The following is a 25,823-nucleotide window of genomic DNA, read 5'->3' as shown; positions in this document are numbered from 1 at the left end:
CCCGGGCCCGTATAGAGGGGTGTCCCCGTTGCGGAGCACCCCATGTCTTCCTGGATCGGCCCGGGCCCGCGCGGCCTGCTCGAAATGCTGCTGGTGGCCGGCCTGGCGCTGTGCCTGCTGGCCGCCTGCTCGCCCCTGACCCTGCTCAACGGCGCCGTGCCGGACGGCGCCAGCCGCGCCACGTCCGGGCTGGCCTATGGCCCGCTGCCGCGCCAGCGCCTGGACCTCTACGCGCCGCCGGACGCCGCCGGCGCGCCGGTGGTGGTGTTCTTCTACGGCGGCAGCTGGCGCAGCGGCGAACGCGCCGACTACCGCTTCGCCGGCGACGCGCTGGCCTCGCGCGGCATCATTGCCGTCATCGCCGACTACCGCCTCTACCCCGAAGCCGCCTACCCGGCGTTCCTGCAGGACGCCGCGCTGGCGGTGGCCTGGACGCAGCGGCATATCGGCGCCTATGGCGGCGACCCGGGCCGGGTGTTCGTGGCCGGCCACAGCGCCGGCGGCTACCTCGCCGCCATGCTGGCGCTGGACCCGCGCTGGCTGCGGGAGGCCGGCTCCGCGCCGGGCACGCTGGCCGGCTGGATCGGCCTGGCCGGCCCCTACGACTTCCTGCCGATCACCGCGCGCGACGTGCGGCCGGTCTTCCTGTTCCCCGACACGCCGGCCGATTCGCAGCCCATCCGCCACGCCAGCGCCGCGGCCCCGCCGGGCCTGCTGTTGACCGGCGCCGCCGACACCGAGGTGGACCCGCAACGCAACAGCGCCGCCCTGGCGCGCGACCTGCGCGCCGCGGGGGCCTGCGCGCGCCTGGTCGAATACCCCGGCCTCGGCCACAAGCTGCTGGTCGGCGCGCTGGCGCGGCCCCTGCGCTGGCGCGCGCCGGTGCTGGACGACATCGCCGCCTTCGTGGCCCGCCCCTGCGCCCCCTCCCCAGGAGAATGACCATGCGCCCCGACCTGCCGCTGGCTCTGCTGCTTGCCCTGATCCTGCCGCTGGCGCCGCTGGTCACCCGGGCGGCCAACGAGCATTACCTGGGCTACGCCTATGCCCCCCACGGCGGCGCCGAGCGCTACCGCGAAGAGCACTGGGTCGTCAGGGACGGCGCGCGGCAGACCCGGCTGGTGCTGTACCGCTGTCCGGACGGCGCCGCCTTCGCGCGCAAATGGGTGCGGGGCGGCGTCGACGATCCCGCGCCCGATTTCGCGCTGTTTGACCAGCGCGACGGCTACCGCGAGGGCGCCAGCCGCCGCGACGGCGAACGTCACGTCTACATGCAGGCCCGCGCCAGCGCCGCCATGCAGAGCCAGAAGCTGCCGGCGGTCGCGGACCCCGTGATCGACGCCGGCTTCGACGCCTGGCTGGGCACGCACTGGGACGCGCCCGCCGCGCCCCTGCAATTCCTGGTGCCCAGCCGGTTGGCCTGGGTGCCGCTGGAGGTCCAGGTGCGCGACTCGCCGGAGCCGGGCCAGCGCATGTTCCGGCTGCGGCTCGATGCCTGGTACGGCTTCGCCGCGCCCCCGCTGCGCGTGACCTACGACCGCGACAGCCGGCGCCTGCGCCGCTTCGAAGGGCCCAGCAACCTGCGCGACGGCAACGGCGGCACGCAGACCGTGCGGATCGAATTCCCCGCCGACGCCGAGCTGGCCCCGCCCACGCAGCAAGACATGGACGCCGCCGCGGCCACGCCGCTGACGGGGCGTTGCGACTAAGGGTTTTTACCAACGCATCCAGCCGGCGCGCCCGCCCGTATATCCCCGCAAGCCTTGAACAGGACACGATGATGCGCCCCGAACTCTCTCGCTGGACCGCCTCGATGCGCCGCTGGGTCGACACCCAGGCGGCGGGCGCGCCTGGCGGCCCGCCCGACCGTATCGACTGGACCCGCGCCCTGCCCTTCGCGCTGCTGCACGCGGGCTGCCTGGGCGTGGCGTGGACCGGCGTATCGCCGGTGGCGCTGGCCGTGGCGGCGGCGCTCTACGCCCTGCGCATGTTCGCCCTGACCGGCTTCTACCACCGCTATTTCTCGCACCGCACCTTCCGCACGTCGCGCACCATGCAGCTGGTCTTCGCCATCCTCGGCGCCTCGTGCGCCCAGCGCGGCCCGCTGTGGTGGGCCGCCCATCACCGCCACCATCACCGCCACGCGGACGACGACCAGGACCTGCACTCGCCGGCCCGCCATGGCTTCTGGTGGAGCCACATGGGGTGGTTCCTGACGCCGCGCGCCTTCGCCACCGACCTGGCCCGCGTGCCGGACCTGCGCCGCTACCGCGAACTGCGCTGGCTGGACCGCTTCGACGCCGCCGTGCCCATCGCGCTGGCGCTGCTGTGCTACGCCCTGGGCGCCGCGCTCGAACGCCTGGCTCCCGGCCTGGGCACCAGCGGACCGCAGATGCTGGTGTGGGGCTTCTTCATCTCGACCGTGGCGCTGTTCCACGCCACCGTCACCATCAATTCGCTGGCGCACTGCTACGGCAAGCGCCGCTACGACACCGCCGACGACAGCCGCAACAACGCCTGGCTGGCGCTGCTGACCTTCGGCGAAGGCTGGCACAACAACCACCATTTCTATCCCGGTTCGGCGCGCCAGGGCTTTCGCGCCCGCGAAATCGACCTCACCTGGTACGGCCTGCGCCTGCTGGCGGCCACCGGCCTGATCTGGGACCTGAAACCCGTGCCGGCCTGGGTGCTGGCGCGCGCCAAGGAATGACCATGCGCATCGCCATCATCGGTTCGGGCATCGCGGGACTGGTCTGCGCCTGGAAGCTGGGCCAGGACCATGACGTGACGCTGTACGAAGCCAACGACTACCTGGGCGGCCACACCCACACCCACGACGTCGAGCAGGACGGCCGCCGCTACGCGGTGGACAGCGGCTTCATCGTGCACAACCCGGTCAACTACCCGCATTTCACGGCCATGCTGGACGAGCTGGGCGTGCGCTCGCAGCCCACCACCATGAGCTTCTCGGTACACCAGGAGGCCGGCGGCCTGGAATACAACGCGACCTCGCTCGACACCCTGTTCTGCCAGCGCCGCAACCTGCTGTCGCCGCGCTTCCTGGGCATGGTGCGCGACCTGCTGCGCTTTTACCGCGAGGCGCCGGCGCTGCTGGCCGGCGACGAACCCGGCCCGACGCTGGGCGAGTACCTGGCGCGGCGCCGCTACGGCCAGGCGTTCCAGGCCAACCACCTGATCCCGATGGCGTCGGCGCTGTGGTCGTCGCCCGCCGCGCGCATCCTGGAGTTCCCGGCGCGCTACCTGGTGCAGTTCATGGCCAACCACCAGATGCTGCAAGTCGATCCGCGGCCCCAATGGCGCGTGGTGCAGGGCGGCTCCAGCAGCTATATCCGCGCGCTGCGCGAACGCTGGAACGTGCGGGTGCGCCTGAACTGCCCGGTGTACCAGGTCACGCGCCAGGCGGACGGCGTCACCCTGGCCTCGTGCGAGGGCCGGCCGCGCTACGACCAGGTGGTGTTCGCCTGCCACAGCGACCAGGCCCTGAAGCTGCTGGCCGCGCCCAGCGCCGCCGAGCGCGAGGTGCTGGGCGCGATCACCTATCAGCACAACGACGTCGTGCTGCACACCGATGCGCGCCTGCTGCCGCGCCACCCCAAGGCCTGGGCGGCGTGGAATGCCTACGTGCCGGCCGATCCGTCGGCGCCGTGCTCGGTCAGCTACTGCATGAACCTCCTGCAGGGCCTGCAATCGCGCCAGCCGTTCATCGTCACGCTCAATCGCGGCGACGCCATCGATCCGGCGCGGGTGCTGGCCCGCATGCGCTACCACCACCCGGTCCACACACTGGCGTCCGTGGCCGCCCAGGCGCGCCGCGACGAGATCTCCGGCCACCAGCGCTGCTGGTACGCGGGCGCCTATTGGGGCTGGGGCTTCCACGAAGACGGCGTGGCCAGCGCGCTGGACGTGGTGCGCGGCATCCAGTCACAGGCCGCGGCGCTGTCCGCGGTGGCGGCATGAACGGCCACAGCGCCCTCTACGAAGGCCGCGTGACGCACCGGCGCCACGTGCCGCACGCGCACGGCTTCAGCTACTGCATGGCGCAGCTCTACCTGGACCTGGACGAGATCGACCAGGTGTTCCAGCGCCGCTGGCTTTGGTCGGTGGACCGGCCCAACCTGGCCGAATGGCGCCGCGGCGATTATCTCGACGGCGATGCCGGCCTGCCGCTGGCGCAGGCCGTGCGGGCGCGGTTGCAGGCCAGCCTGGGCCAGGCCCCCGCCGGACCGATCCGGCTGCTGGCCCATCCGCGCTACGCCGGCTATGTCTTCAACCCGGTCAGCTTCTATTACTGCTACGAAGCCGATGGCGTGACCCTGGCCGCCATCCTGGCCGAGATCACCAACACGCCCTGGAAACAGCGCCACTGCGTCGTCCTGCCGGTCGAGACCGCCGACCGCCGCGACGGCGCGCTGGCCTGGCGCTTCGACAAGCGCTTCCACGTCTCGCCCTTCATGCCGATGGACTGCGTCTACGACTGGCGCTTCAACGCGCCGGGCGAGGACCTGCGGGTGCACATGCGCGTCAACCGCCAGGGCCAGCCGCAGTTCGACGCCCACCTGCACCTGCAACGCCGCGAACTCGACGGCGCGGCGCTGGCGCGCCTGCTGTGGCGCTTTCCGCTGATGACCGCGCAGGTCATCGGCGCCATCCACTGGCAGGCCCTGCGCCTCTGGCTCAAGCGCAACCCGATCCACGACCATCCCCGCACGCCCAACGGAGAACCCCAATGAAAGCCATGACGCCTTCCGAACATGCCGCCATCGCGGCGACCCGCCCGCCCGGCGCGCTGGATCGCCTGTTGCGCAAGCGGCTGTTCGCCAGCCTCTCGACGCTGACCGGCGGGCGGCTGGCGATCGAGGACAGCCTGGGCAGCGCCACGCTCGGCCAGGGCGAGCCGGTGGTGCGCCTGACCATCCGCGACATGGCCTTCTACCGCCTGGTGGCCACGCAGGGCAGCGTCGGCGCGGGCGAGGCGTATGGCGACGGCATGTGGACCTGCGACGACCTGGTCGCCCTGGTGGGCCTGCTGGTGCGCAACCGCGACACGCTGGACGGCATGGAATCGGGGCTGGCGCGCGTGGCCGGCTGGGTGCTCAAGCGCTGGCACGCCGGCAACCGCAACACCCACGCAGGCAGCCGCCGCAACATCGCCGCCCACTACGACCTGGGCAACGATTTCTTCTCGCTGTTCCTGTCGCCCGACCTGATGTATTCGTCGGCCCTGTGGGCCGGCGCCGACGACACGCTGGAAGAGGCGTCGCGGCGCAAGCTGGACACCATCTGCCGCAAGCTCGAACTCGGCCCGGGCGACCGCGTCGTCGAAATCGGCAGCGGCTGGGGTGGATTCGCCATCCATGCCGCGCGCCACTACGGCTGCCACGTCACCACCGCCACCATCTCGCGCGAGCAGCACGTCATGGCATTGGCGCGGGTGCGCGCCGCCGGCCTGGACGATCGCGTCAGCGTGGTGCTGCAGGACTACCGCGACCTGCAGGGCCGCTACAACAAGCTGGTGTCGATCGAGATGATCGAGGCCATCGGCGCGCAATACCTCGAGACCTATTTCGCCAAGGTCGCCGACCTGCTCGCGCCGCACGGGCGCGCCCTGATCCAGGCCATCACCATCGAGGACCACCGCTACCAGCAAGCGCTGGGCGAAGTGGATTTCATCAAGCGCCACATCTTCCCGGGCAGCTTCATTCCCTCGATCGAAGCGATGCTGCGCGCCAAGACGCGCGCCAGCGACCTGGCCCTGGTGCACCTGGAGGACTTCGGCCTGTCGTACGCGCGCACGCTGCAGGCCTGGCGGCAACGCTTCCTGGCGCATCTGCCCGAAGTGCGGGATCAGGGCTTCGACAGCCGCTTTTGCCGCCTGTGGGAGTTCTATCTGGCGTACTGCGAAGGCGGCTTTCGCGAGCGTTCCATCGGCGTCTCGCACCTGTTGCTGACCCACCCCGGCGCCCGCGGCAGCGGCGAACGCTGGGTCCAGGCAGGCGTGTGATGCGCTTCTGGACCAACCTGCTCGGCTACCAGCTGGTCTGGTTCAGCGCCGTCATCGGCGCCGGCCGCGGCCTGGCCTGGCCGGGCGTGGTCTCGGCCCTGGTCTTCATTGCCGCGCAGTTGGCCTGCTCGGTCGAGTGGCGCGCCGACCTCAAGCTGGCCGCCGCCGCGCTGCTGTGCGGCTGCCTGCTCGACGGCGCGTTGTCCGCGCTGGGCTGGTCGGTGTACGCCGCCGATGCCTGGCCCGCGCCGCGCTGGATCCTGGCGCTGTGGGCGGCCTTCGCCCTGACGCTGAATCATTCGCTGGCCTACCTGCGGCCGCGCCGCTGGCTGGCCTGCGCTTTCGGCGCCATCGGCGGGCCATTGGCCTACTGGGGCGCTGCGCGCGGCTGGCAGGCGGTGCAGTTCGACGCGCCCGCCTGGCGCGCCACCGTGGCGCTGGCGCTGGGCTGGGGCCTGATCCTGCCGGCGCTGACGCGCTGGGCGCACCGCTGGACGCGGGAGGCCGCATGAATCCCCTGTCGCAATGGCTGGTCATCGCCGTCGTCATGGTCATCGCCATGGCGCTGGCCTGGACCTGGCAGCGCCGCCGCGCCAACGCGGGCATCGTCGACGTGGTCTGGGCCGCGGGCATGGGCGCCAGCGCCCTGCTGGTCGCCGCCACCGGCCAGGGCGACCGGGCGCCAAGGGCCAGCCTGGCCGTGATGGCCGGCGTCTGGTCGCTGCGGCTGGCCTGGCATCTGTGGCGCAGGGTCCGGCAGGGCGAGGACGGGCGCTACCGCGCGCTGCGCGAACACTGGGCGGGCCATCAGGGCAAGTTCTTCGGCCTGTTCATGTTCCAGGCCGGCCTGGTGATGCTGTTCAGCCTGCCCTTCCTGGCCGTGGGCGTGAGCCCCGCGCGCGGCCTGCCCGTCGCGCTGAGCCTGGCGATCTGGCTGGCGGCGCTGGCCGGCGAAGTCATCGCCGACCGCCAGCTCGACCGCTTCCGCGACGATCCGGCCCATCGCGGCCAGACCTGCCGCGATGGCCTGTGGCGCTACTCGCGCCATCCCAATTATTTCTTCGAATGGTGCCATTGGTTCGGCTACGTCGCGCTGGCCTGGGGCTCGCCCCTGGCCTGGCTGGCGTGGCTCGGCCCCGTGCTGATGTACGTGTTCCTGCGCTGGATCAGCGGCATCCCCTTCACCGAGCAGCAGGCCCTGCGCACGCGCGGCGACGACTACCGCGCGTACCAGCGCCGCACCTCGGCCTTCTTCCCGTGGTTCCCCAAATCCTGACGAGGCCCGCCATGACGACCGCCAGCCTGCACGACCTTCCGCTCGCCACCGACCGCCCCGCGCCCGGCCTGCTCGGCCTGGCCGAACGCGGCCTGGTGCCCGACGCGCTGCTGCGCCTGGGCATCCGCCGCCTGTGCGCCGAACGCCTGGCGGCCGAATACGCCGGCGGCATCGACGCCTGGACGGCGCGCAACCAGGACCTGATCGCGCGCCTGCGCGCCAGCGCGGTGGCCATCCACACCGACGCCGCCAATGCCCAGCACTACGAACTGCCGACCGCATTCTTCCAGCTCTGCCTGGGCGCCCGCATGAAATACTCCGGCTGCCTGTACCCGACCGGCGCCGAGACCCTGGACCAGGCCGAAGCCGCCATGCTGCGCCTGTACGGCGAACGCGCCGAACTGGCCGACGGCCAGGACATCCTGGAACTGGGCTGCGGCTGGGGCTCGCTGACGCTGTGGATGGCCGAACACTATCCCAACGCCCGCATCACCGCGGTGTCCAACTCGGCCACCCAGCGCCAGCACATCGAGGCGCGCTGCCGCGAGCGCGGCTGGGAACACGTGCGGGTCATCACCTGCGACGTGAACGTGCTGGCGCTGCCCGCGGCCGCCTACGACCGCTGCGTCTCGGTGGAAATGTTCGAGCACATGCGCAACTACCAGGACCTGCTGGCCCGCATCGGCCAATGGCTGCGCCCCGGCGGCAAGCTGTTCGTGCACATCTTCGCGCACCGCGAACGCGCCTACCCGTTCGAGACCGAAGGCGCCGGCAACTGGATGGGACGCCACTTCTTCACCGGCGGCATCATGCCGGCGGCCGACACGCTGCTGCACTTCCAGCGCGACCTGCAATTGCAGGAAAAGTGGTTTCTCGACGGCACGCACTACGCGCGCACGGCCAACCACTGGCTGGCCAACCAGGACGCCCGCGCCGCCCAGGCCCGGGCGGTGCTGGAGCAGGCCTACGGCCCCCAGCTGGCGCCGCTGTGGCACCAGCGCTGGCGCATGTTCTGGATGGCCTGCGCCGAATTGTTCGGCTACGACGACGGCCAGCAATGGGGCGTCGCCCACTACCGCTTCACCCGTCCCTGAGGAGACCGCCATGTTGCGCGCCCTGTGTGTCGCCGCGATGGGCCTGCTGGCGGGCTGCGCCGGGCCCGCGCCCATGCCGCCCGTGGCCCATGTGGACCTGTCGCGCTTCATGGGCGATTGGTACGTCATCGCGCACATCCCCAGCTGGCCCGAGCGCAACGCCTACGACGCGGTGGAAAGCTACCGGCCACTGCCCGATGGCCGGATCCGGACGGACTTCCGCTACCGCAAGGGCAGCTTCGACGCCGACGTGAGCACCATGCACCCGGTGGCCACGGTGCGGCCGGACAGCGGCAACGCCGTCTGGGGCATGCAATTCATCTGGCCGATCCAGGCGGAGTACGTCATCGCCTATCTGGACGACGCCTACCAGACCACCATCATCGGCCGCTCCAAGCGCGACTATGTGTGGATCATGGCGCGCGTGCCGTGCCTGAGCGACGACGCCTACGCCCAGCTGGCCGGCCGCGTCGCGGCGCTGGGCTACACCGAGCCCCTGCGCAAGGTGCCGCAGCGCTGCCAATAGGCAACGCCGGCCCGCGTCAGCGCCGCGGGCCGGCGCCTTGCCGCCGTCAGAAGTCCATCGATGCCGACAGCATGAAGGTGCGCGGGGCGCCCAGCGCCAGGCTCGACAGCTGCGGCATGCCCCAATAGGCCTTGTTGGTCAGGTTGTTGATACCCGCCCGCAAGATCAGCGGACGGTCGGCCACCTTGGTGGCGTAGCGCGCGCCGACGTCATAGGTGGTGCGGCCAGCCACCGACAGCGAATTGTCGGCGCTGATGTACTGCTTGGACAGCGAGGTCGCGTTGGCGGTCAGCGTCAGCCCCTGCACGGCCGGCACGTCCCACTCGATGCCGAGCTTGCCCTGCAGCTTGGGCACACCGGTCGCCTGCCTGCCCTCGTTGACGGCCAGCGCGGCCTTCGTGACCTTCGGGTCGATGTACGCCACGCCGCCCATCAGGCGCACGCCGCGCAGCGGCTCGCCGAAGAAGCCCCATTCCACGCCCCGGTTGCGCTGTTCGCCGCCGAACGAGAACACGTTGGTGACGGGATCGGTGTAGCCGCTCGGCCGCGTGATCTCGAACACGCTGAGGGTATGCGTGAAGTCGCCGAAGTCGAGCTTGATGCCGGCCTCTTTCTGCTTGGTCTTGTACGGCGCGAACAACTGGCCGGCGTTGGCCGCGGTGACCGGCGCCGTCTGGCCCTTGCTCAGGCCCTCGATGTAGTTGACGTAGACGGAGATGTTGTCGGTGGCCTTGACCAGGATCGCCGCCGCCGGCGTCGTGGCATTGGCGTCATAGCGGCTGGTGCGCGCGCCCGTGGCGACGTTGAAGGTGTCCGAACGAACTTCCTGGCGGCGCGCGCCCAGCGTCAGCTGCACGCGGTCCTCGGCGAACGACAGGGTGTCCGCCAGGCCGTAGCTGATCAGGCGCGTCTCGGTATGCAGGATCGCCGGCCAGACGCCGTCGACCTCCGGGCCCCAGACCGGCTTGTAGATGTTGGTGGTCCAGTCCGCGCCGGGCACCGAACGGCGGCCATAGTCATGTTCGGTATCGGTGTAGTAGGTGGTGTTCAGCACCCACTGGTGCTTGACGCCGCCCGTCTGCAGCTTGCCCCGGACCCCGGCTTCGCCCGTGGTCTTCTTGATGTGCATGTTCAATTGGCCGATGGTGGTGCGGAAATCGCCCGCGGCATTGAGCACCTGGGCCGAGATGGCGCCGTTGTAGGTGTACTCGGACCGGCTGGCGCCGATCGCCGCATACGCCATCAGGTTGTCATTGAGGTCGACTTCGCCGCGCACCATCGCGCCGCGATCGCGGTTGTGCACGTACGCCCAGTCCGGGTTCAGCAAGGTGTCGGCCTTGGGCGGCTTGGGCACCCCCACGCCCGGCGCCAGGTTGATGCCGCGGGTCACGCCGTCGACCCGCTCGTCGCTGTCGTAAAGGTCCGCCGAGATGCGCACGCGCTCGCTGCGCCAGTCCAGCCCGACGGCGGCCAGCTGCGCCTTCTTGTCCTGGTCCTTGATGGCGCCGGCGCCGTTGCGGTAGACCCCGTTGAAGCGGATGCCGAACTGCTTGTCCTCGCCGAAGCGGCGGCCCATGTCCAGGTGCCCGCCGAACTGCGCGTCCGACATGTAGGTCGCGGTCAGCCGCGTCAACGGTTCATCGCCGGCGCGCTTGGGCACCAGGTTGACGGTGCCACCCACCGAGCCGCCCGGCGGCATGCCGTTGAGCAGGGCCGACGGACCCTTCAACACCTCGATGCGCTCGAACATTTCAGGCGTGGTGCGGTAGTACGGCGCCATGCCGAACAGCCCGCCGAAGGAGATGTCGGTGGTGGCGGAAGCGAAACCGCGGATCGAGTAGTTCTCGCTCCAGGCGCCGGTGACGCCATTGCTGAACACCGACGGGTCGGTGCGGGCGATCACGTCGGTGATGTCCTGGGCCTGCAGGTCCTGGATGTACTTGTCGGTGTAGCTGATGACCGAGAACGGCGTGCTCATGGAGTCCCGTTCGCCCAGGAAACCGGCGCGGCCACCGTACGTGACCTGTCCGCCGGCATAAGGCGCGGCGGGTTCCTCGGACTGGCCCGTGACGCGCACCGCCGGCAGCGTCTTGACCCCGGCGCCGGACTCGCCCGCTGGCGCCTGCGTCGCCGTTTCGCTGGTTCGGGCGCGGCCATCGACGGCCTCCTGGGCCAGCGCGGCAGGGGCCGCGACCAGGGCGGCGCCGGCCGTCAGGCCGAACAGGGCCGCGGTCAGGACATTGAAGGGAAAGACGGTCCTGGCATTCGCGGCGCGCGATGAAGGACGTGCGACGCGGCCGCTATGGCGACGTTTGCTCATGGGATGCTCCGTTCGGTTGAGCGTGGGTTGGCCTTCATCGGTTTTCTGCACTGCGAATGAAAACAATGAAGCGAATGGGAATCGTTAATCAATAAAATCCGGGGCGCCGAAGCGCCGGCCGCTCGAGTCAGTCGCGGTAGCCCTTCATCACGTCGTCGATCACGATGCGCAGTGAATTCACGCTGGCGGCGGTGACGTACCAAGCCTCGGCATCGGCAAAGACCACGCGGCCGTTCTTCCAGGCGGGCGTCTGGCGCAGCAGGGGGTTGCCCAGCGTCTCGGCGTTCAGGACCGGCCGGCGTTCCATCACGGCGGTGCGGTCCACCACGTAGATGACATCGGGATTGGCCTGCTGGATGAACTCGCTCGAGATCGGCTGGCCATGCAGGCCGGCCTCGCCGCCCGGGCCGGCCGGTTTCACGCCCAGCGCGTTGAAGACGAAGCCATAGCGCGACTGGACGCCGAAGGACGTGAAGGCGCCGTTGTTGTGCAGCACGATCAGCGCCTTCTCGGGGCGGCCCTGGATCAGGAGGCGCGCCTCCCGGACCTTATCGTCCAGCGCCGCCGCCTGCTGGCGCGCCAGGTCTTCCTTCTCGAAGATCCGCCCGAGCGTCATCAGGTGGTCCTTGATGACCTCGATGTGATTGACCTGGCTGTCGCGGTAATCCACGTCGAAATGGATCGTCGGCGCGATCTGGCTCAGTTCCTTGTAGTGGTTGGCCTGCAGCGACGTGATCAGGATCAGGTCCGGCTTGGCCGCGTGCACCCGCTCCAGGTTCGGCTGCACGATCGCGCCCATGTCGCGCACGTCCGGCGCGTCCTTGTATTGCGCCAGGAAGTGCGGCACGAAATCCTTCGGCATGCCGGCCACGGGCACCCCCAGCAGGTCCAGGAAATCGACCTCGTTCATGTCCAGCGCCACCACGCGCTGCGGCCGCTTGTCGATGACGGTGGTGCCGAGCTTGTGCTGCACCGTGACGGCCGCATAGGCCGGTTGCGCGGCGGCGCTGGGCGCATCGGGCGCACGCGCGGCCTGGGGCGGATCCGCCGCCTCCCGGCCGCAGCCCTGCACCGCGATCGTGGCGGCCGCCAGCAGGGCCAGCGCCCAGGATCTGTGCTTGAAGGTCATGTCAATTCTCCCGATGGGTTGAAGTAGTTGCACAGGCGTCCGCGCGCGCCGTGCGTGATCTCGAAATCCAGCCCATACAGTTCCCGCAAGCGGTCCTCGGTCACGACCTGCTGCACTGTGCCGGCACAATGCACCGCGCCATCCTTCATGGCGACGATGTGGTCGGAGTAGCTGGCCGCGAAGTTGATGTCGTGCACCACCAGGATGACGGTGCGGCCGTGCGCGTCGCACAGGCGGCGCAGCGCCCGCATGATCTGCACGGCGTGTTTGATGTCCAGGTTGTTCAGCGGCTCGTCGAGCAGCAGATAGTCGGTCTGCTGGGCGATGGTCATGGCCAGGAACGCCATCTGCCGCTGGCCGCCGCTCAACTCGTCGAGATAGGCCTGCCGCAGCGGCCCCAGCGACAGGAACGCGATGGCCTCGTCGATCACCCCCCGGTCCTGCGGCGTCAGCGCGCCGCGGCTGTAGGGGAAGCGCCCGAACGCCACCAGTTCTTCCACCGTCAGGCGCAGGTTGAAATCGGGCGACTGACGCAGCGTGGCGACGCGCTTGGCGTAGTCGCCGATGCGAATACCCGACACGTCGCGGCCGTCGATCAGGATGTCGCCACGGGTCGGCTCCAGCAGCCGCGCCATCATCATCAACAGCGTGGTCTTGCCGGCGCCGTTGGGGCCGATCAGCGAGGTCAGCCGCCCCGCCGGAAACTGCGCGCTGACGTCGGACAGCACCGCCCGCGCGCCATAGTGTTTGGAAAGATGCTTGACGCTAATCATGCCGTGCCCCGCGCCCGCGCCATCAGCGCCAGGAACCAGGCGCCGCACACCAGGTTGACCAGGATGCCGACGGTGGTCCGATAGTTGAAAAGATGCTCCACCGCCAACTGGGCCAGCAGGAACAGGCCGATCGCGATGGCGCAGCCAGTGGGCAGGGTGACCCGGTGGCGACGCGTGCGCGCCAGCGCATAGGCCATGTTGGCGACGAAGATGCCCATGAACGCCGTGGGTCCCAGCAGGCTGGTCGATACCGCGACCAGCGTGGCGATCAGCGCCAGATGCCGCCGCACCTGGCGCTGATAATCCACGCCCAGCGACATCGCCTGATCGCGTCCGAGCGACATCACATCCAGCGTCGGCAAGGTCTTCAGGCCGGCCAGGCACACGCCCGCCACCAGCAGGCCCGACACCAGCAACTGCGCCGGTTCGGTCTTGTTGAACGACGCCTGGGAGAACCCCAGCAGGATCGAGAACTCGCCGGGGCTGGTCTTGAGCTGCACGAACTGCGTGAAGGTGCCGATCACCATCGTCAGCACCAACCCCACCAGCAGCAGGAAATAGACGTTCTGCCGGCCCTGGCGGAACAATCCGCGATGGATCAGCCACGAATAGCCCAGCATCACCGCCACGGACAGGAAGAAATTGCCGTTCGCCCCCAGCAGCACCAGGCTCTGCGCCCCCAGCGCCAGCACCAGCAGCGATTGCAGCAACAGGTAGACCGCCTCGTAGCCCATGATGGCCGGCGTCAGGATGCGGTTGCCCGTCAGCGTCTGGAACACGATCGACGACCAGGCGATGGCCACGCCGCCGATCAGCATGGCCGCCAGCCGCGCAAGCCGCTTGGGGATGACGTAGTCGAAATCGAAGCCGGCGCCCAGGAACAGGAACGCCAGCGCCAGGGCGATGACGAGCAGCCAGGCCAGTTGCCGTGGAGCCCGGCGCATCATCGGTGCTTCCAGAAGATCAGCGCCAGGAACAGCAGGCCGCCCAGCCCGCCCGCGGTCAGGCCGATCGGCACCTCGAACGGGTGGATCAACAGGCGGCCAAGCACGTCGCAGGCCAGCAGCAGCGACGCGCCGCCCAGCGCCACCAGCGGCAGGGTGCGGCCCAGGTTGTCGCCGTAATGCAGCGCCACCAGATTCGGCACCACCAGGCCGACGAAGGGAATGGCGCCGACCGTGATGACCGTGGCGGACACCGTCACGGCCACCAGCACCAGCCCCAGCGCTACGGTAGCCGAGTAGTTCAGCCCCAGGCTCGACGCCATGCCCTCGCCCATGCCCAGCACGGTGAAGCGGTGCGCGTACAGATACGTCAGCGCGACGATCGGCAGGATCAGGTAGATGATCTCGTAGTGGCCCTGCACGATCCGCGAGAAGTCGCCCAGCATCCAGCCCTGCATGCTCTGCAGGATGTTGTGGCGGTAGGCGTAGAACTCCGCCAGCGCGCTCAGCACGCCGCCATACATCAGCCCGATCACCGGCACCAGCACGGTGTTCTTGAATTTCACGCGGCGCACGATCGCCACGAAGAGCAGGCTGGCGGCCAGGCAGAAGACCAGCGCGAACAGCATCCGCGCCGCCGTGCCGGCGGCGGGCGCCAGCGTCAGCGACACCAGGATGCCGAACTTGGCGGCATCCTGCCCGCCCGAGGTGGCCGGTTCGACGAACTTGTTGCGCACGACGTGTTGCAGGATCACCCCGCAGACCGACAGGCCCACGCCCGTCAGCACCAGCGCCGCCAGGCGCGGCAACCGGCTCGCCGTCAGCGTCAGCCAGTCGTCGCCCGACAGCGAAAACACCTGCGACCACGCCATCTGCCGCGCGCCCACCAGCAACGACGCGCCGCACAGCACGATGAATACGCCGACCAGACCCGCACGCATCAGCCGCACACCTCGTCCGATTCCGCGGCGGCGATGCGCCAGCCCTTGGCGGCCCGGCGTTGCGCCAGGAATCGCGCATAGCGCCCCTGGCTTGCGCGCAGCAGCGCGGGCGAGCCCTGCTCGACGACGCGGCCGGCTTCCAGCACCACGATCTGGTCGGCCATTGCCACCGTGGACAACTGGTGCGCGATCACCACCAGCGTGCACCGGCCGCGCAGCCGCGCCAGCGCCTCGGTGACGACGATCTGGTTCTCCGCGTCCAGCGCCGCGGTCGCCTCGTCCACCAGCAGGATCGGGGCGGCGCTGATCAACGCGCGGGCGATGGCGACGCGCTGGCGCTCGCCGCCGGACAGGCGCGCGCCGCCCTCGCCCACCGGCGTGTCCAGGCCTTGCGGCAGCCGTTCGGCAATCGCCGCCACGCCCGCCTGCCGCGCGGCCTCCATGACCTCGGCGTCGTTGGCGTCCGGCTTGCCGACGCGGATGTTGTCGGCGATGCTGCCCGAAAACAGGTAGTTGTCCTGGAAGATCTGGCTGATCTGGCCGGCCAGGCGCGCGCTGGCGATCTGCCTCACGTCCACGCCGCCGACGCTGACGCTGCCCGCGGTCACGTCGAAGAAGCGGGCGATCAGCCGCGCCAGCGTGGTCTTGCCGGAGCCGGACTCGCCGATCAGGGCGACCATGCTGCCCGGCGCGATGCGCAGCGTCACGTCGCGCAACACGTCCGGTTCATCCGGCGCGTAGCGGAAGTCCACCCCGCGCAGCTCGATCGCGCCATCGCGCGGCGCCTGCGGCGCTTCGGGCTCCGGCAACGGTTCCACCGCGAACAGCGCCGCAATAGCATCGAGCTGCCCGCGCGCGCCGCGCAGCACCTCGCCATAGCCCGCCACCTCCAGCAGCGCATCGACGTAGCGGGCCGCCAGCACCAGCGAGACGATGACCGCCACGACCGCCCCGGACGCCAACGGACCGCCCGCCAGGCCATTGGCCCACCACACCGCCGCCATCAGCATGGCGGCGAACGCCGCCTGCACGGCCCAGGCATTCAGGACGGCCGCCCCCGCCGACAACCCGATCAGCCGCGCGCCGGCCTGGCGCTGGCGTTCGACCGCCTGCTCCAGCAACCGCAATCCGCCACCGTCGCCATTGAACGCGCGCAGCACCGACTGCGCCTGGGCGAACTCCACCACGCGCTGGCTGGCGTCGGCGAAACTGCGATGGAAGGCGTCGTCCGCCCGCCGCGACATGGCGGCCGTCAGCGCCAGCATGCCCGCCAGCAGCGGCAACGCCAGCAGCGCGATCATGCCCAGCAGCCAGTGCTGCGCGAACAGCGCGACGACCAGCACCATCGGCGTCACGATCCCGGTGAGCACCGGCGTGAACACGTGCGCGGGAAGCTGGGCCACCGCCATCATGCCCTGCGTGACCACATGCCCCAGACGCGCCGTGTTCGCCGGCGTGAACCATCCGACCGGCAGGCTCGCCACGTGCTCGCCCAGGCGATGGCGACCGCTTTGCAGGATGGCCACGCCCACGCGCACGCCGGCCCGCTCCACCTGGCGCCGCAGCAGCCAGCAGGCCGCCACCTCGGCCACGAGCAACGCCAGCCAGGGCGCCACCCGCCGCACGTCACCGTCAAGCAGATGGATCAGCACCGGCGCCAGCGAGGTGATGGCCAGCCCGCACAGCACGCCATAGGCGACGGCCATCCAGGCATAACGCCGCAGCACGGGCGCCTCCTTGCCCAGCAACAGCAGGAAGGTCTTCAGCATGACGCCCCCGCCTGTTCCGCCGCCACGTCGTAGCCGCCCAGCGTCCACAGCCGGGCATAGCGGCCGCCCAGCGCCAGCAGCGCATCGTGACGGCCCTGCTCGACGATGGCGCCATCCTCCAGCACGAGAATGCGGTCGGCGTGCATCACCGTGTCCAGCCGGTGCGCGATCACCATCAGCGTGCGCCCTTGCGCGAAACGCGACAGCGCCTCCTGGATCGCCACCTCGTTGCCGGCATCGGCCGCCGCCGTGGCCTCGTCGCACACCAGCACCGGCGCATCGAGCAACACGGCGCGCGCGATGCTCACGCGCTGGCGCTCCCCGCCCGACAGCTGCGCGTCCTCGCCAACCACCGAATCGTAGCCACGCGGCAGCGCCAGGATGCGTTCATGGATGTTGGCGGCGCGCGCGGCGGCCTCGACCTCCAGGCGGCTGGCCGCCGGCCGGCCCAGCGCGATGTTGTCATGGATGCTGGCGTGGATCAGGCGCACCTCCTGCAACACGAAGCCGATGCGCCGGTAGAGCTGCGTGGTCTCGATGTGCCGCAGGTCCACCCCGCCCAGCGTGATGCGCCCCTCGTCCGGATCGAAGAACCGTAGCAGCAGCCGCGCCAGCGTGGACTTGCCCGCGCCCGACGTCCCGACGACGGCCGTCACGGTGCCGGGCTCCAGCGTGAAGCTGATGTTCGACAATACCTGGCGTGACTCGCCATAGGCATAGGCGACGTTCTCGAAACGCACCTCGTGGCCGGCCGGCGTCCCGCGGCGTGCGGCCTCGGGCGATGCCAGCACCGGCGTGCGCAGCAACGCCAGCACGCGTTGCGCGGCGGCCGTGGCGCTGCCCAGGTCGTGCAGCAAGGTATGCAACAGCAGCACCGGCGCGCAGATGGCCGGCGCCACCAGCGCGAACGGCAGCACCTGCACCGGCGCGATCCATCCCAGGCCGACAAACAGCGCGCCGCTGGCCAACACCACGCCCAGCACCGTGACCGGGGCGATCATGGCGTGCGCATGGGCCATCGACGCCACCAGCGGGCGGGTGAAACGGACGAAGGCCTCGGCCAGTCCATCCACGGCCTCGTGGTAGCCGCGATGCGCCTTGCCGCCGGCGCCGAACGCCTTGACCACCGGCATCCCGCCGACGAACTCGACTGTCGCGCCGTTCAGGCGTTCGAGCCGGGTGACGAAGGCCTGCATCTCGCCGCCGCCGGCTTTCATGGCGCGGCGCAGGAACAGGAAGAACCCCGGAAACGGCAGCAACGCCGCCAGCGCCATGCGCCAGTCCAGCGCGAACAGGTAGATGACCGACAGCCCGATGGCGCCCGCCGCGCGCCCCACCGCCGTGTAGAAATGCGCGGTCAGGCTGTGCAGCGTGGCGATGTCGTCCTGCATCGCCTGCTTGACCTCGCCCGACGCCTTGCCGCTGAACCAGCCCAGCGGCGCCTGCGCCAGCCGCCGCGCCACGGCCAGTCGCAGGTGGTGCGTGACGCGGTTATCGGCCAGATGCGCGGTCAGTTCGCCGGCGGACACCAGCGCCATGCCGGCGAACAGGCAGATCACGCTGGCGCCCGCCACCCACCAGAGTTCCGCCTGCACCGCCGCGCGGGCGGCGTCCGCCAGGTCGAGGGCGGCCAGCAGAAGCTTCGCGATGTGCGCGATGCCCGCCAGCGGCGCCAGTGTGAGCATGGTGCCCACCGAGGCCAATACCGCCGCGGCGATCAGTTGCCCGCGGATCGGGGACAACACTTGCCTGAGCGGGCCAGGGGTGGCCGCGGCGACTGCGGACGTGCTCATGAAATCGGACTACCCAGATGTTGGTGATAATTATTTGCATGACTATAAACTAAATCCTGAATTAGTTGCATTGCCATAAACTAAATAATCGTGCGCGGGTTAAAGTGACGGATAGCCGCCGTCATCACCAAGGACCAGACATGAACCCGCCAGAGCGCCGTCCGGCGCGGGGCCGCCCGCCCACCATCACCCTGGAGCGGATTGCCGACGCCGGCATTGCAATGGGCTTGCCCAACCTCACCTTCGTCGGCGTCGCCGCCGCGCTGGGCGTCAGCCACATGGCGCTCTACAAGCACGTGCCCAGCCTCGAGGCGCTCAAGCGCCTGATCGCCGAGGAGATCTTCAAGCGCTGGCAGATCCCGCAAGCGAGCGGCAACGGCCGCGGCGGGCTGAAGGAATACCTGACCGTGTTCACCGCATCCGTGCGGGAATTCGTCAAGGCGCATCCGGGCGTGACGCCCTACGTGATCCGGCGGCTGGCGGCCACGCCGTCGATGATCGCCAAGATCGAAGGGCACCAGCGCCACATCGCCCACGCCTACGGTATTTCAAAAGAACAGGCGCGCATGCTGCTGGCGACGGTGGCGTTCCATTGCATGGCGGTGGCCGACACCGTGTATTCGGTGGCCGGCCTGGAGCCGGTGGTCGAGGCGGCGCGCACCGCCGAGGAAGCCGAGATGGAGGCGGAGCTCGATCAGGGCATGCAGGCGCTCATCATCGGGGTGCTGGCGGTGCTGGAAAGCGAGACGCCGCGAACCTGAGGCGACAGGCCTGACGCGGCTAGCCCCACGCCCGCGCCAGCTCGCCAGGCTCCAGGAAGAACTGGCGGTTGCCTTCCAGCTGCCTGACCATGAAGTCGACGAACGTCCGCACGCGCAGCGGTTGCTCGGTGCGGCGCCCGTAGTACAGGTAGATGCCCTCGAGATACACCACGTGCCGCAGCAGCAAAGGCACCAGCCGGCCGGCGCGGATGTGCGGCACGGCGCTGAAGCTGCCCAGCTGGCCGATGGCCTCGCCCGCCAGCACGGTCTGGACCTCGGCGTCGATGTCGTTCATGCACAGCGCCGGCGTGATCTCGCGGTAGACCTGTTCGCCATCGACCTGGAATGCCCACGGCGCGAGCTTGCCCGTGTTGGCGTGGATGTACCCCGTGCAGCGATGCCGCGCCAGGTCGTCGATATCGGCGGGCGCGCCGTGGCGCGCCAGGTAGTCGGGCGCGGCGCAGATCAGCAGCTGGATCGGCAGCAGCCGGCGCGCCACGGTGCCCGCCGCCGGCAACGAACCGCCGCGAAAACCCACGTCGGCCCGGTCGCTGACGAGATCGGTGAAACGGTCGTCGAAATGCACGTCGAGCTGCACCGCGGGATATTCACGCGCGAACGCCAGCACGTGCTGCCACAGCATGCAGTGGATCAGCGACCGCGGCGCGCTGATGCGCAGCGGACCGCTGATCTCGTCGCCGGCGCGCCGCGCATCCGCCAGCGCTTCGGACAGCAGGCCGAGCGCCGGGCTGGCGCTGTCGAGCAGCCGCCGCCCTTCCTCGGTCAGGCTCAGCTTGCGCGTGGTCCGGCGCAGCAGTTGCACGCCCAGCGATTTCTCCAGCTGCATCACCGCGTGGCTCGCCGCCTGCGGCGAAATGCCCTGGTCCACGGCGGCCTTGCGCAGGCTGCCCAGCATGGCGGTGCGCACGAAGATGGTCAGGGCGCGGACTTCATTCATGGCAGGTCTCCCGGCCGGTCGGGGCGGCCTATTGGCAAATAAAAGTTGATTATCATTCTATTGAATAGCCGCTATTCGGAACACACCTGACTCTCTACCATGCGTTTCATCCCTTCCCCCTGACTGGAGAAACGCATGAACACCCCGACGAATTTCAAGAGAATCTGGTTCATCACCGGCGCCTCGCGCGGCCTGGGCGCGCTGATCGCCGAAGCCGCCCTGGCCGACGGCAACGCCGTGGTCGCCGCCGGCCGCAATACCGCCGCCATCATCGAACGCCTGGGCCAGGCGCCCGGCCTGCTGCCGGTCGCGCTGGACGTGACCCGCCCCGAACAGGCCCAGGCCGCGGTCGCCGCCGCGCTGGACGCCTTCGGCCGCATCGACGTGCTGGTCAACAACGCCGGCTTCGGCCTGCTGGGCGCGGTCGAGGAATCCAGCGACGCCGACGTGCGCCGCATGTACGACACCAACGTCTTCGGCCTGCTCAACGTGACCCGCGCGGTGCTGCCGGCCATGCGCGCGCGCCGCGCCGGCCACGTCATCAATATCTCGTCCATCGGCGGCTTCCGCTCGGGGGCCGGCTTCGGCGCGTACTGCTCGACCAAGTTCGCCGTCGAGGGGCTGACCGAGGCCCTGCACGACGAGCTGGCGCCGCTGGGCATCCACGCCACCGTGGTCGAACCCGGCTACTTCCGCACCGACTTCCTGGACGCCAGTTCGCTGGTCGTCGCGCCCGGCGAAATCGCCGACTACGCCGCCACGTCGGGCCAGGTGCGCCAGAAGGCCGCGCACCTGAACCACCAGCAACCCGGCGACCCCGTCAAGCTGGCCGCGGCCATGGTCGAACTGGCCAACGCCGCCGAGCCGCCGCTGCGCCTGCCGCTGGGCAGCGACACCCTGGCCGCCATCGCCGACAAGCAGGCCTACGTGGCGCGCGAGACCGAGGCCTGGCAGGCCCTGGCGCGCTCGACCGATTTCGCCGCGGGTTGAGTCCGCGGCGCTTGCCCCCCTGCCACGTGCTGCGTGGCGCGTGCCGGGCACTAGACTACCGACCGGTAGTTAGTTTAAAGTCCGTTCACCTGAAGGCCGGCCATCAACGGCGCCCGCCCCCGGCCTTCAGCGGATCGACCAGGACTTCCCCGCCATGACACGCACCCCTTCCGTCCAGCGCATCCTCGACGCCGCGCTCGGCCACTTCGCCAACCAGGGCTACGACGGCGCGTCGCTCGCCGATATCGCCGACACCGTCGGCATCCGCAAAGCCTCGCTCTATACGCACTTCGCCAGCAAGGACGCCCTGTACCGCGAGATCTTCGGCGATGCGCTGGCGCTGGAAATGCAGCTGGCGCGGGACTGCTTCGACGCCGAGGCCGGCAACGCCCTGCCCGGCTCCGCCTATTGCGCCCATCTGGTAGGGCGCCATGGCGACTCCCTGCACCTGCGCTTCCTGCTGCGCGCCAGCTACGTCCCGCCCGAGACGCTCGAGAGCGCCATCACCGCCGACTACGAAACCTATCTGGCGCAGTTGCGCGCGGATTTCGACGCCCGGCTGCGCGCCTGGGTCGGCCAGCGCGCCCGGCTGTCCAAGGCGGCCGCGGCGCGCTACGCGGAAGCCTATCTGGGCATGATCGACGCCGTGCAGGTCAAGCTGGTCTACACCAATGCCGATCAGGCGGGGCAGCGGCTGGCGGCCATGCAGCGCCTGCAGGCCGACGCCCTGGCATACGCCATCGGGCCGGAGCGCGCGGCATGAACGGCGCCGCCACGACCCAACGCGGCGACCTGATCGGCGCCGGCCTGATCCTGCTGCTGGCGCTGCTGACCGCGCTCGACGCCATGGCGATCGACATGTACCTGCCGGGCATGCCCGCCATCGCCGCGGACTTCGGCGTCTCGGCCGGGCGCATCCAGCAGACGCTGTCCGTGTTCCTGGCGGGGCTGGCCATCGGCCAGGCCCTGTACGGCCCGTTGCTGGACCGCTACGGCCGCCGCCTGCCGCTGCTGGCCGGCGTGGCCATCTTCGTCGCGGGCTCGGTGATGGCGGCCGTCGCGCCGACGGTGGAATGGCTGCTGGCGGCGCGCTTCGTGCAGGCGCTGGGCGCGGCGGCCGGACTGGTGACGCCGCGCGCCATCGTCGCCGACCTGTGCGGCGTGGCCGAGTCGGCGCGCATCTTCTCGCTCCTGATGCAGGTCATGATGATCGCGCCCATCGCCGCGCCGATCCTGGGCGGCAGCTTGCTCGCGCACGGTGGCTGGCGCGGCATCTTCTGGGTGCTGGCGGGCTTGGGCGTGGCCGGGCTGGCATGGGGCTGGCGCGCCCTGCCCGACTCGCTGCCGGCCGAGCGCCGCGCGCCGCTGCATGCCGGCGCGATCCTGCGCGCCTACGGCCGCCAGCTGCGGCATCCGGTTTTCATGGCCTACACGCTGGCCGGCGGCTTCGTGCTGGGGTCGCTGTTCAACTACATCAGCGCGTCGGCCTTCGTGTTCACTGGCCACTTCGGGCTCAGCGCCACGCAGTTCAGCTATCTGTTCGCCGGCAACTCGGTGGCCCTGGTGCTGGGGGGCATGATAAGCAACCGGCTGCTTGGACAAGGACGCCCGGCCGGCGCCATCCTGCTGGCGGGCATCGCGGCGCACGCGCTGGCGGGGCTGGTCCTGTTCCTGCTGGCGCGGGCCGGCCACGCGCCGTTCGCCGTGTACGCGGGCCTGCTGGCCGTGGCCGTCGGCGCGCTGGGGCTGATCTTCGGCAACCTCACCGCCCTGACCATGAGCCACGCCGGCAGGCAGGCGGGCGTGGCGTCGGCGCTGATGGGCACGCTGCACTACCTGATGTCGGCCGCCATCGGCTATGCCGTCAGCCTGGCGCCCCAAGGGCCGGCGCTGCTGCCGCTGGCGATCTGCGCCTGCGGCGCGCTGGCCGCGGGCCTGTGCATGATCGCCATGGCCTCGGCCCGGTCGCCGCACCGGTAATCAGATCCACACTCCCCCCTCAGGTGATCTGGCACGGGGCGACCCGTTCAGGCCACCTGACCTCGGGCTGGCAATTCAGCGCGGGCCTGGCGAACAGGTAGCCCTGGAAACGCTCCAGTCCGGCCGCCTCGAGCCAGCACCACTCTTCGATCAGTTCCACGCCCTCGGCCACCGGCGTGATACCCATGGCCGCGCACGCCTCGAGAATCGCGCGCACGATCGCCTGGCGGGGGCCGTCCGAATGGATGTTCTGGATGATCTTCCGGTCGATCTTGAGCTTGTCGGGCTGAAACTCGGCCAGCAGGGACAGGCCGGCAAAGCCCGCGCCAAAATCGTCAATCGCGACCCCGATCCCGGCTCTGCGCAAACGTTCGATGGCGGAGCCGAAATCGCCCTGATTGGCGACGGCCTCCTGCTCGGTGACCTCCACGATCACCTGCTGGGGAGACAGGCCGCAGGCGGCTATCTGGTCAAGCAGATGATCCACTGCGGAGGGATCGGCAACCAGCGACATGGGCAACAAATTCACCGACAGCTTGACGTCCTCCAAGCACAGGCGGCTTGCCAATCGGAACGCGGATGCCTTGGACTCCAGGTCGATCCGGTAGCGCTGGACAGGCGGAACGGACGAGAACAGCTGCTCGGGCGAGCCGCCGGAATCGCCGCGGATCAGGAACTCGAAGGACGTGATCGTTCGACGCATGGGCTCCACGATCGGCTGCAAGGCGAATTGATACGCCTGCTCCGCCAGCAAGCCCTGTCCGGGCGAGGTTTCCCCCTGCGTCACGAATCGCCAGTTCCCCGCGTTTTCCCCTTCGACGATATGGCCCGTGCCCCTCGCAAGCGCGTACCACGAGAGAAGCTTGATGACCCGGTCGTCGCTGGCGGCCAACCTGGCCTTCTTCTTCATTTTTTCGAGAATCAGCGATGCCACCTGCGTCGAGTCGAGCTCACGCAGATCGACCATCGCCATCTGATCGCCCGCGAAGCGACGAAATGGCCCCTGGTCGCGCAGAAGATGCACGACATTTGTGTGCCGCGCATCCTTCTGGATCGCCTCGAACAGCACCGCCAATGCCCGGGCCGGTCCTTCCAGCAGCTGCACGAAATGGACGCCGTCAAAAAGCAGTATCCCCGTGACGTTCAAGGACGCATTGCGCTCCCTGGCTTGCTGGATGAGAACACCGAGCGCCTCGGCATTCCAGGGTTCACGGACGCGGCTGCGGTAGATCAATGTCGATAGCATGGCGTGCTCTCCCGCCTTGGGACCTGCATGTTCAATGTGAAGAGTGTACGTCGGGGACGCGCCTTGGCCTGCGGGATCGGCCGCTCCCGCATTCAGCCCGATGCGTCACGATCAGTCCCAGCGAGATGGCCGCGGCCACGCTCAGCGCCACGAACGCCGCCCCGTAGCCAAAGCGTTGCGCCACCCAGCCGGCCAATGCGGGGCTGAGCGCCGCGCCGACGCCCTGCACGGCCATGACGGCGCCCAACCCGGCATTGACGTGACCGCTTCCGCGCAGGATCGATGCCACCAACCCGGGCAGCGCCACGCCCACCAGGCCCGCGGCGACGCCATCCATCATCTGCACCGGCACCAGGGCGCAGCTCGGTGGCAACGTGGCGGCCAGCAATCCGCGCACGGGCAGGACCGCGCAAGCCAGCGTGAGAAGCCGCCAATAGCCATGCCGCCGGGCGTGGCGTCCCGCCAGCAAAGCCACCGGGATCATGACCAGTTGCGCCACGATGATGGTCAATGCCGTGTAGGCGCTGGGGTCGGCCTCCCCACGCGAGACAGCGGCCTGCCCCAACAGCGGCAGCATGGCCGCATTGCCGAGATGGAACAGCATCATGACGAGCGCTACCAGGCGCAACGCCTTCGAGCGCGACAGCACTTGCCAGGTTGTCGGCGTCCGTTCCTGGGTGGCGTCGGCCTGCGCCGTCGGCGCCGCGCCGCGCGCAACCTCATGATCGATCGCCGACGGCCGTATCCGCCCCAGGCAGAGGAACGCGCCACACGGCACGATCATCATCAGGACGAAGACGGCGGACAACCCCCAGCGGTAGCCCGCCAGGCCGGCCAGCGCCGCGGCCGCGACGTTCCCCGCGTGATTCCAGGCTTCGTTCAAGCCAAGCTGCCGAGGCAGGCCGTGCGGGCCGACCAGCCCCAGCGTGAGGCCCATGATGGCGGGCGCGAACAACGCGCCGATGATTGCCGCGAGGATCTGCGTGGCGGCCGCCACGCTGGCGACGGGCATGGCCCACAGCATCAGGTTGCAGGCGATCAGCGCCAAGGTGGCGCCAGCGAGCAAGCCGCGCTTGCGGCGGGACGCGTCCACCCACGCCCCCATCGGCGTGGTGGCCAGCATGCCCGCCAGGCCGGCCGCCGTCATCAGGTAGCCGATGGCATCGGCTCGCCAGCCATGGCCCAACAGGAATACCCCCAGGAACGGGCCAAGCCCGTCACGCACATCCGCCAGGAAGAAATTGACGCCGGCGAGCCAGCGTCGCGAGTCGTTGTCCGTTTGCGCGGTCTGCATGATCGCT

Annotated in this window: 24 protein-coding genes; 14 read left to right on the top strand and 10 right to left on the bottom strand. The window is 69.8% G+C overall.

The window, feature by feature from the left end; genetic code table 11:
- The first annotated feature begins 42 nt into the window (after positions 1-42).
- From I6I07_RS11950 to I6I07_RS11905, 10 genes are all read left to right on the top strand, one after another.
- A complete protein-coding gene (locus I6I07_RS11950) occupies positions 43-942 on the top strand; it encodes an alpha/beta hydrolase (protein WP_198486795.1) in 900 nt (299 codons plus the stop codon).
- A gap of 2 nt (positions 943-944) precedes the next feature.
- On the top strand, positions 945-1,709 hold the full coding sequence (locus I6I07_RS11945) for a hypothetical protein (RefSeq protein ID WP_198486794.1): 765 nt from the start codon (positions 945-947) through the stop codon (positions 1,707-1,709).
- A 68-nt stretch (positions 1,710-1,777) separates the two neighbouring features.
- Positions 1,778-2,710: an acyl-CoA desaturase gene (locus tag I6I07_RS11940; RefSeq protein ID WP_232626059.1), complete on the top strand. Its 933-nt coding sequence runs from the start codon at positions 1,778-1,780 to the stop codon at positions 2,708-2,710.
- A 2-nt stretch (positions 2,711-2,712) separates the two neighbouring features.
- Entirely contained in the window at positions 2,713-3,978 is a 1,266-nt protein-coding gene (locus I6I07_RS11935; RefSeq protein ID WP_198486793.1) for an NAD(P)/FAD-dependent oxidoreductase, read from the top strand.
- Positions 3,975-4,751, top strand: coding sequence for a DUF1365 domain-containing protein (locus I6I07_RS11930; protein ID WP_198486792.1), 777 nt, complete (start codon positions 3,975-3,977; stop codon positions 4,749-4,751). The genes I6I07_RS11935 and I6I07_RS11930 overlap by 4 nt, the downstream gene beginning before the upstream one ends.
- A 5-nt stretch (positions 4,752-4,756) precedes the next feature.
- Positions 4,757-6,022: an SAM-dependent methyltransferase gene (locus I6I07_RS11925; RefSeq protein WP_232626058.1), complete on the top strand. Its 1,266-nt coding sequence runs from the start codon at positions 4,757-4,759 to the stop codon at positions 6,020-6,022.
- The gene (locus I6I07_RS11920) at positions 6,022-6,534 is read left to right on the top strand and encodes a DUF2878 domain-containing protein (RefSeq protein WP_198486790.1); all 513 of its coding nucleotides are present in this window, start codon (positions 6,022-6,024) and stop codon (positions 6,532-6,534) included. Before I6I07_RS11925 ends, I6I07_RS11920 begins: the two co-directional genes overlap by 1 nt.
- A complete protein-coding gene (locus I6I07_RS11915) occupies positions 6,531-7,298 on the top strand; it encodes a DUF1295 domain-containing protein (RefSeq protein WP_198486789.1) in 768 nt (255 codons plus the stop codon). Before I6I07_RS11920 ends, I6I07_RS11915 begins: the two co-directional genes overlap by 4 nt.
- An 11-nt stretch (positions 7,299-7,309) precedes the next feature.
- Entirely contained in the window at positions 7,310-8,392 is a 1,083-nt protein-coding gene (locus I6I07_RS11910; RefSeq protein WP_198486788.1) for an SAM-dependent methyltransferase, read from the top strand.
- 10 nt (positions 8,393-8,402) lie between these two features.
- The gene (locus I6I07_RS11905) at positions 8,403-8,918 is read left to right on the top strand and encodes a lipocalin family protein (RefSeq protein WP_198486787.1); all 516 of its coding nucleotides are present in this window, start codon (positions 8,403-8,405) and stop codon (positions 8,916-8,918) included.
- Positions 8,919-8,964: 46 nt separating this feature from the next.
- On the opposite strand, the gene I6I07_RS11900 is transcribed toward I6I07_RS11905, so the two are convergent.
- From I6I07_RS11900 to I6I07_RS11870, 7 genes are all read right to left on the bottom strand, one after another.
- Entirely contained in the window at positions 8,965-11,238 is a 2,274-nt protein-coding gene (locus tag I6I07_RS11900) for a TonB-dependent receptor (RefSeq protein WP_198486786.1), read from the bottom strand.
- 127 nt (positions 11,239-11,365) lie between these two features.
- Positions 11,366-12,367 (bottom strand): siderophore ABC transporter substrate-binding protein, encoded by a 1,002-nt coding sequence (locus I6I07_RS11895; protein WP_198486785.1) that lies wholly within the window; start codon positions 12,365-12,367, stop codon positions 11,366-11,368.
- Positions 12,364-13,140: an ABC transporter ATP-binding protein gene (locus tag I6I07_RS11890; protein WP_198486784.1), complete on the bottom strand. Its 777-nt coding sequence runs from the start codon at positions 13,138-13,140 to the stop codon at positions 12,364-12,366. Before I6I07_RS11890 ends, I6I07_RS11895 begins: the two co-directional genes overlap by 4 nt.
- Positions 13,137-14,084 carry an iron chelate uptake ABC transporter family permease subunit gene (locus I6I07_RS11885; RefSeq protein ID WP_054429253.1) on the bottom strand — a complete coding sequence of 316 codons (948 nt, stop codon included), beginning with the start codon at positions 14,082-14,084 and terminating at the stop codon, positions 13,137-13,139. Before I6I07_RS11885 ends, I6I07_RS11890 begins: the two co-directional genes overlap by 4 nt.
- Positions 14,084-15,025, bottom strand: a complete 942-nt coding sequence (locus I6I07_RS11880; protein ID WP_198486783.1) for an ABC transporter permease — start codon at positions 15,023-15,025, stop codon at positions 14,084-14,086. The genes I6I07_RS11885 and I6I07_RS11880 overlap by 1 nt, the downstream gene beginning before the upstream one ends.
- Positions 15,025-16,794: an ABC transporter ATP-binding protein gene (locus tag I6I07_RS11875; RefSeq protein WP_198486782.1), complete on the bottom strand. Its 1,770-nt coding sequence runs from the start codon at positions 16,792-16,794 to the stop codon at positions 15,025-15,027. Before I6I07_RS11875 ends, I6I07_RS11880 begins: the two co-directional genes overlap by 1 nt.
- Positions 16,788-18,587, bottom strand: a complete 1,800-nt coding sequence (locus I6I07_RS11870) for an ABC transporter ATP-binding protein (RefSeq protein ID WP_198486781.1) — start codon at positions 18,585-18,587, stop codon at positions 16,788-16,790. Before I6I07_RS11870 ends, I6I07_RS11875 begins: the two co-directional genes overlap by 7 nt.
- A 140-nt stretch (positions 18,588-18,727) precedes the next feature.
- On the opposite strand from I6I07_RS11870, the gene I6I07_RS11865 reads away from it, so the two are divergent.
- Complete coding sequence (locus I6I07_RS11865) at positions 18,728-19,348, top strand: TetR/AcrR family transcriptional regulator (protein WP_198486780.1); 621 nt, start codon at positions 18,728-18,730, stop codon at positions 19,346-19,348.
- Between the two features lie 19 nt (positions 19,349-19,367).
- Here I6I07_RS11865 and I6I07_RS11860 read toward each other — a convergent pair whose 3' ends face one another.
- Positions 19,368-20,306, bottom strand: coding sequence for a LysR family transcriptional regulator (locus I6I07_RS11860; RefSeq protein WP_198486779.1), 939 nt, complete (start codon positions 20,304-20,306; stop codon positions 19,368-19,370).
- A gap of 135 nt (positions 20,307-20,441) precedes the next feature.
- On the opposite strand from I6I07_RS11860, the gene I6I07_RS11855 reads away from it, so the two are divergent.
- From I6I07_RS11855 to I6I07_RS11845, 3 genes are all read left to right on the top strand, one after another.
- Complete coding sequence (locus I6I07_RS11855) at positions 20,442-21,296, top strand: oxidoreductase (protein WP_198486778.1); 855 nt, start codon at positions 20,442-20,444, stop codon at positions 21,294-21,296.
- Positions 21,297-21,450: 154 nt separating this feature from the next.
- Positions 21,451-22,059, top strand: coding sequence for a TetR/AcrR family transcriptional regulator (locus I6I07_RS11850; protein WP_198486777.1), 609 nt, complete (start codon positions 21,451-21,453; stop codon positions 22,057-22,059).
- Entirely contained in the window at positions 22,056-23,276 is a 1,221-nt protein-coding gene (locus tag I6I07_RS11845) for a multidrug effflux MFS transporter (RefSeq protein ID WP_198486776.1), read from the top strand. The genes I6I07_RS11850 and I6I07_RS11845 overlap by 4 nt, the downstream gene beginning before the upstream one ends.
- A 19-nt stretch (positions 23,277-23,295) precedes the next feature.
- Here the strand turns inward: I6I07_RS11845 and I6I07_RS11840 are convergent, their stop codons facing one another.
- Positions 23,296-24,522 carry a diguanylate phosphodiesterase gene (locus tag I6I07_RS11840; RefSeq protein WP_198486775.1) on the bottom strand — a complete coding sequence of 409 codons (1,227 nt, stop codon included), beginning with the start codon at positions 24,520-24,522 and terminating at the stop codon, positions 23,296-23,298.
- A 31-nt stretch (positions 24,523-24,553) separates the two neighbouring features.
- Positions 24,554-25,816 carry an MFS transporter gene (locus tag I6I07_RS11835; protein WP_198486774.1) on the bottom strand — a complete coding sequence of 421 codons (1,263 nt, stop codon included), beginning with the start codon at positions 25,814-25,816 and terminating at the stop codon, positions 24,554-24,556.
- Positions 25,817-25,823 lie beyond the last annotated feature (7 nt).

The sequence above is a fragment of the Achromobacter deleyi genome, from assembly GCF_016127315.1.
Taxonomy (GTDB): domain Bacteria; phylum Pseudomonadota; class Gammaproteobacteria; order Burkholderiales; family Burkholderiaceae_B; genus Achromobacter; species Achromobacter insuavis_A.
The sequence above is the reverse complement of the archived record's forward strand: the minus strand, read 5'-3'. Positions and strand labels throughout refer to the sequence as shown.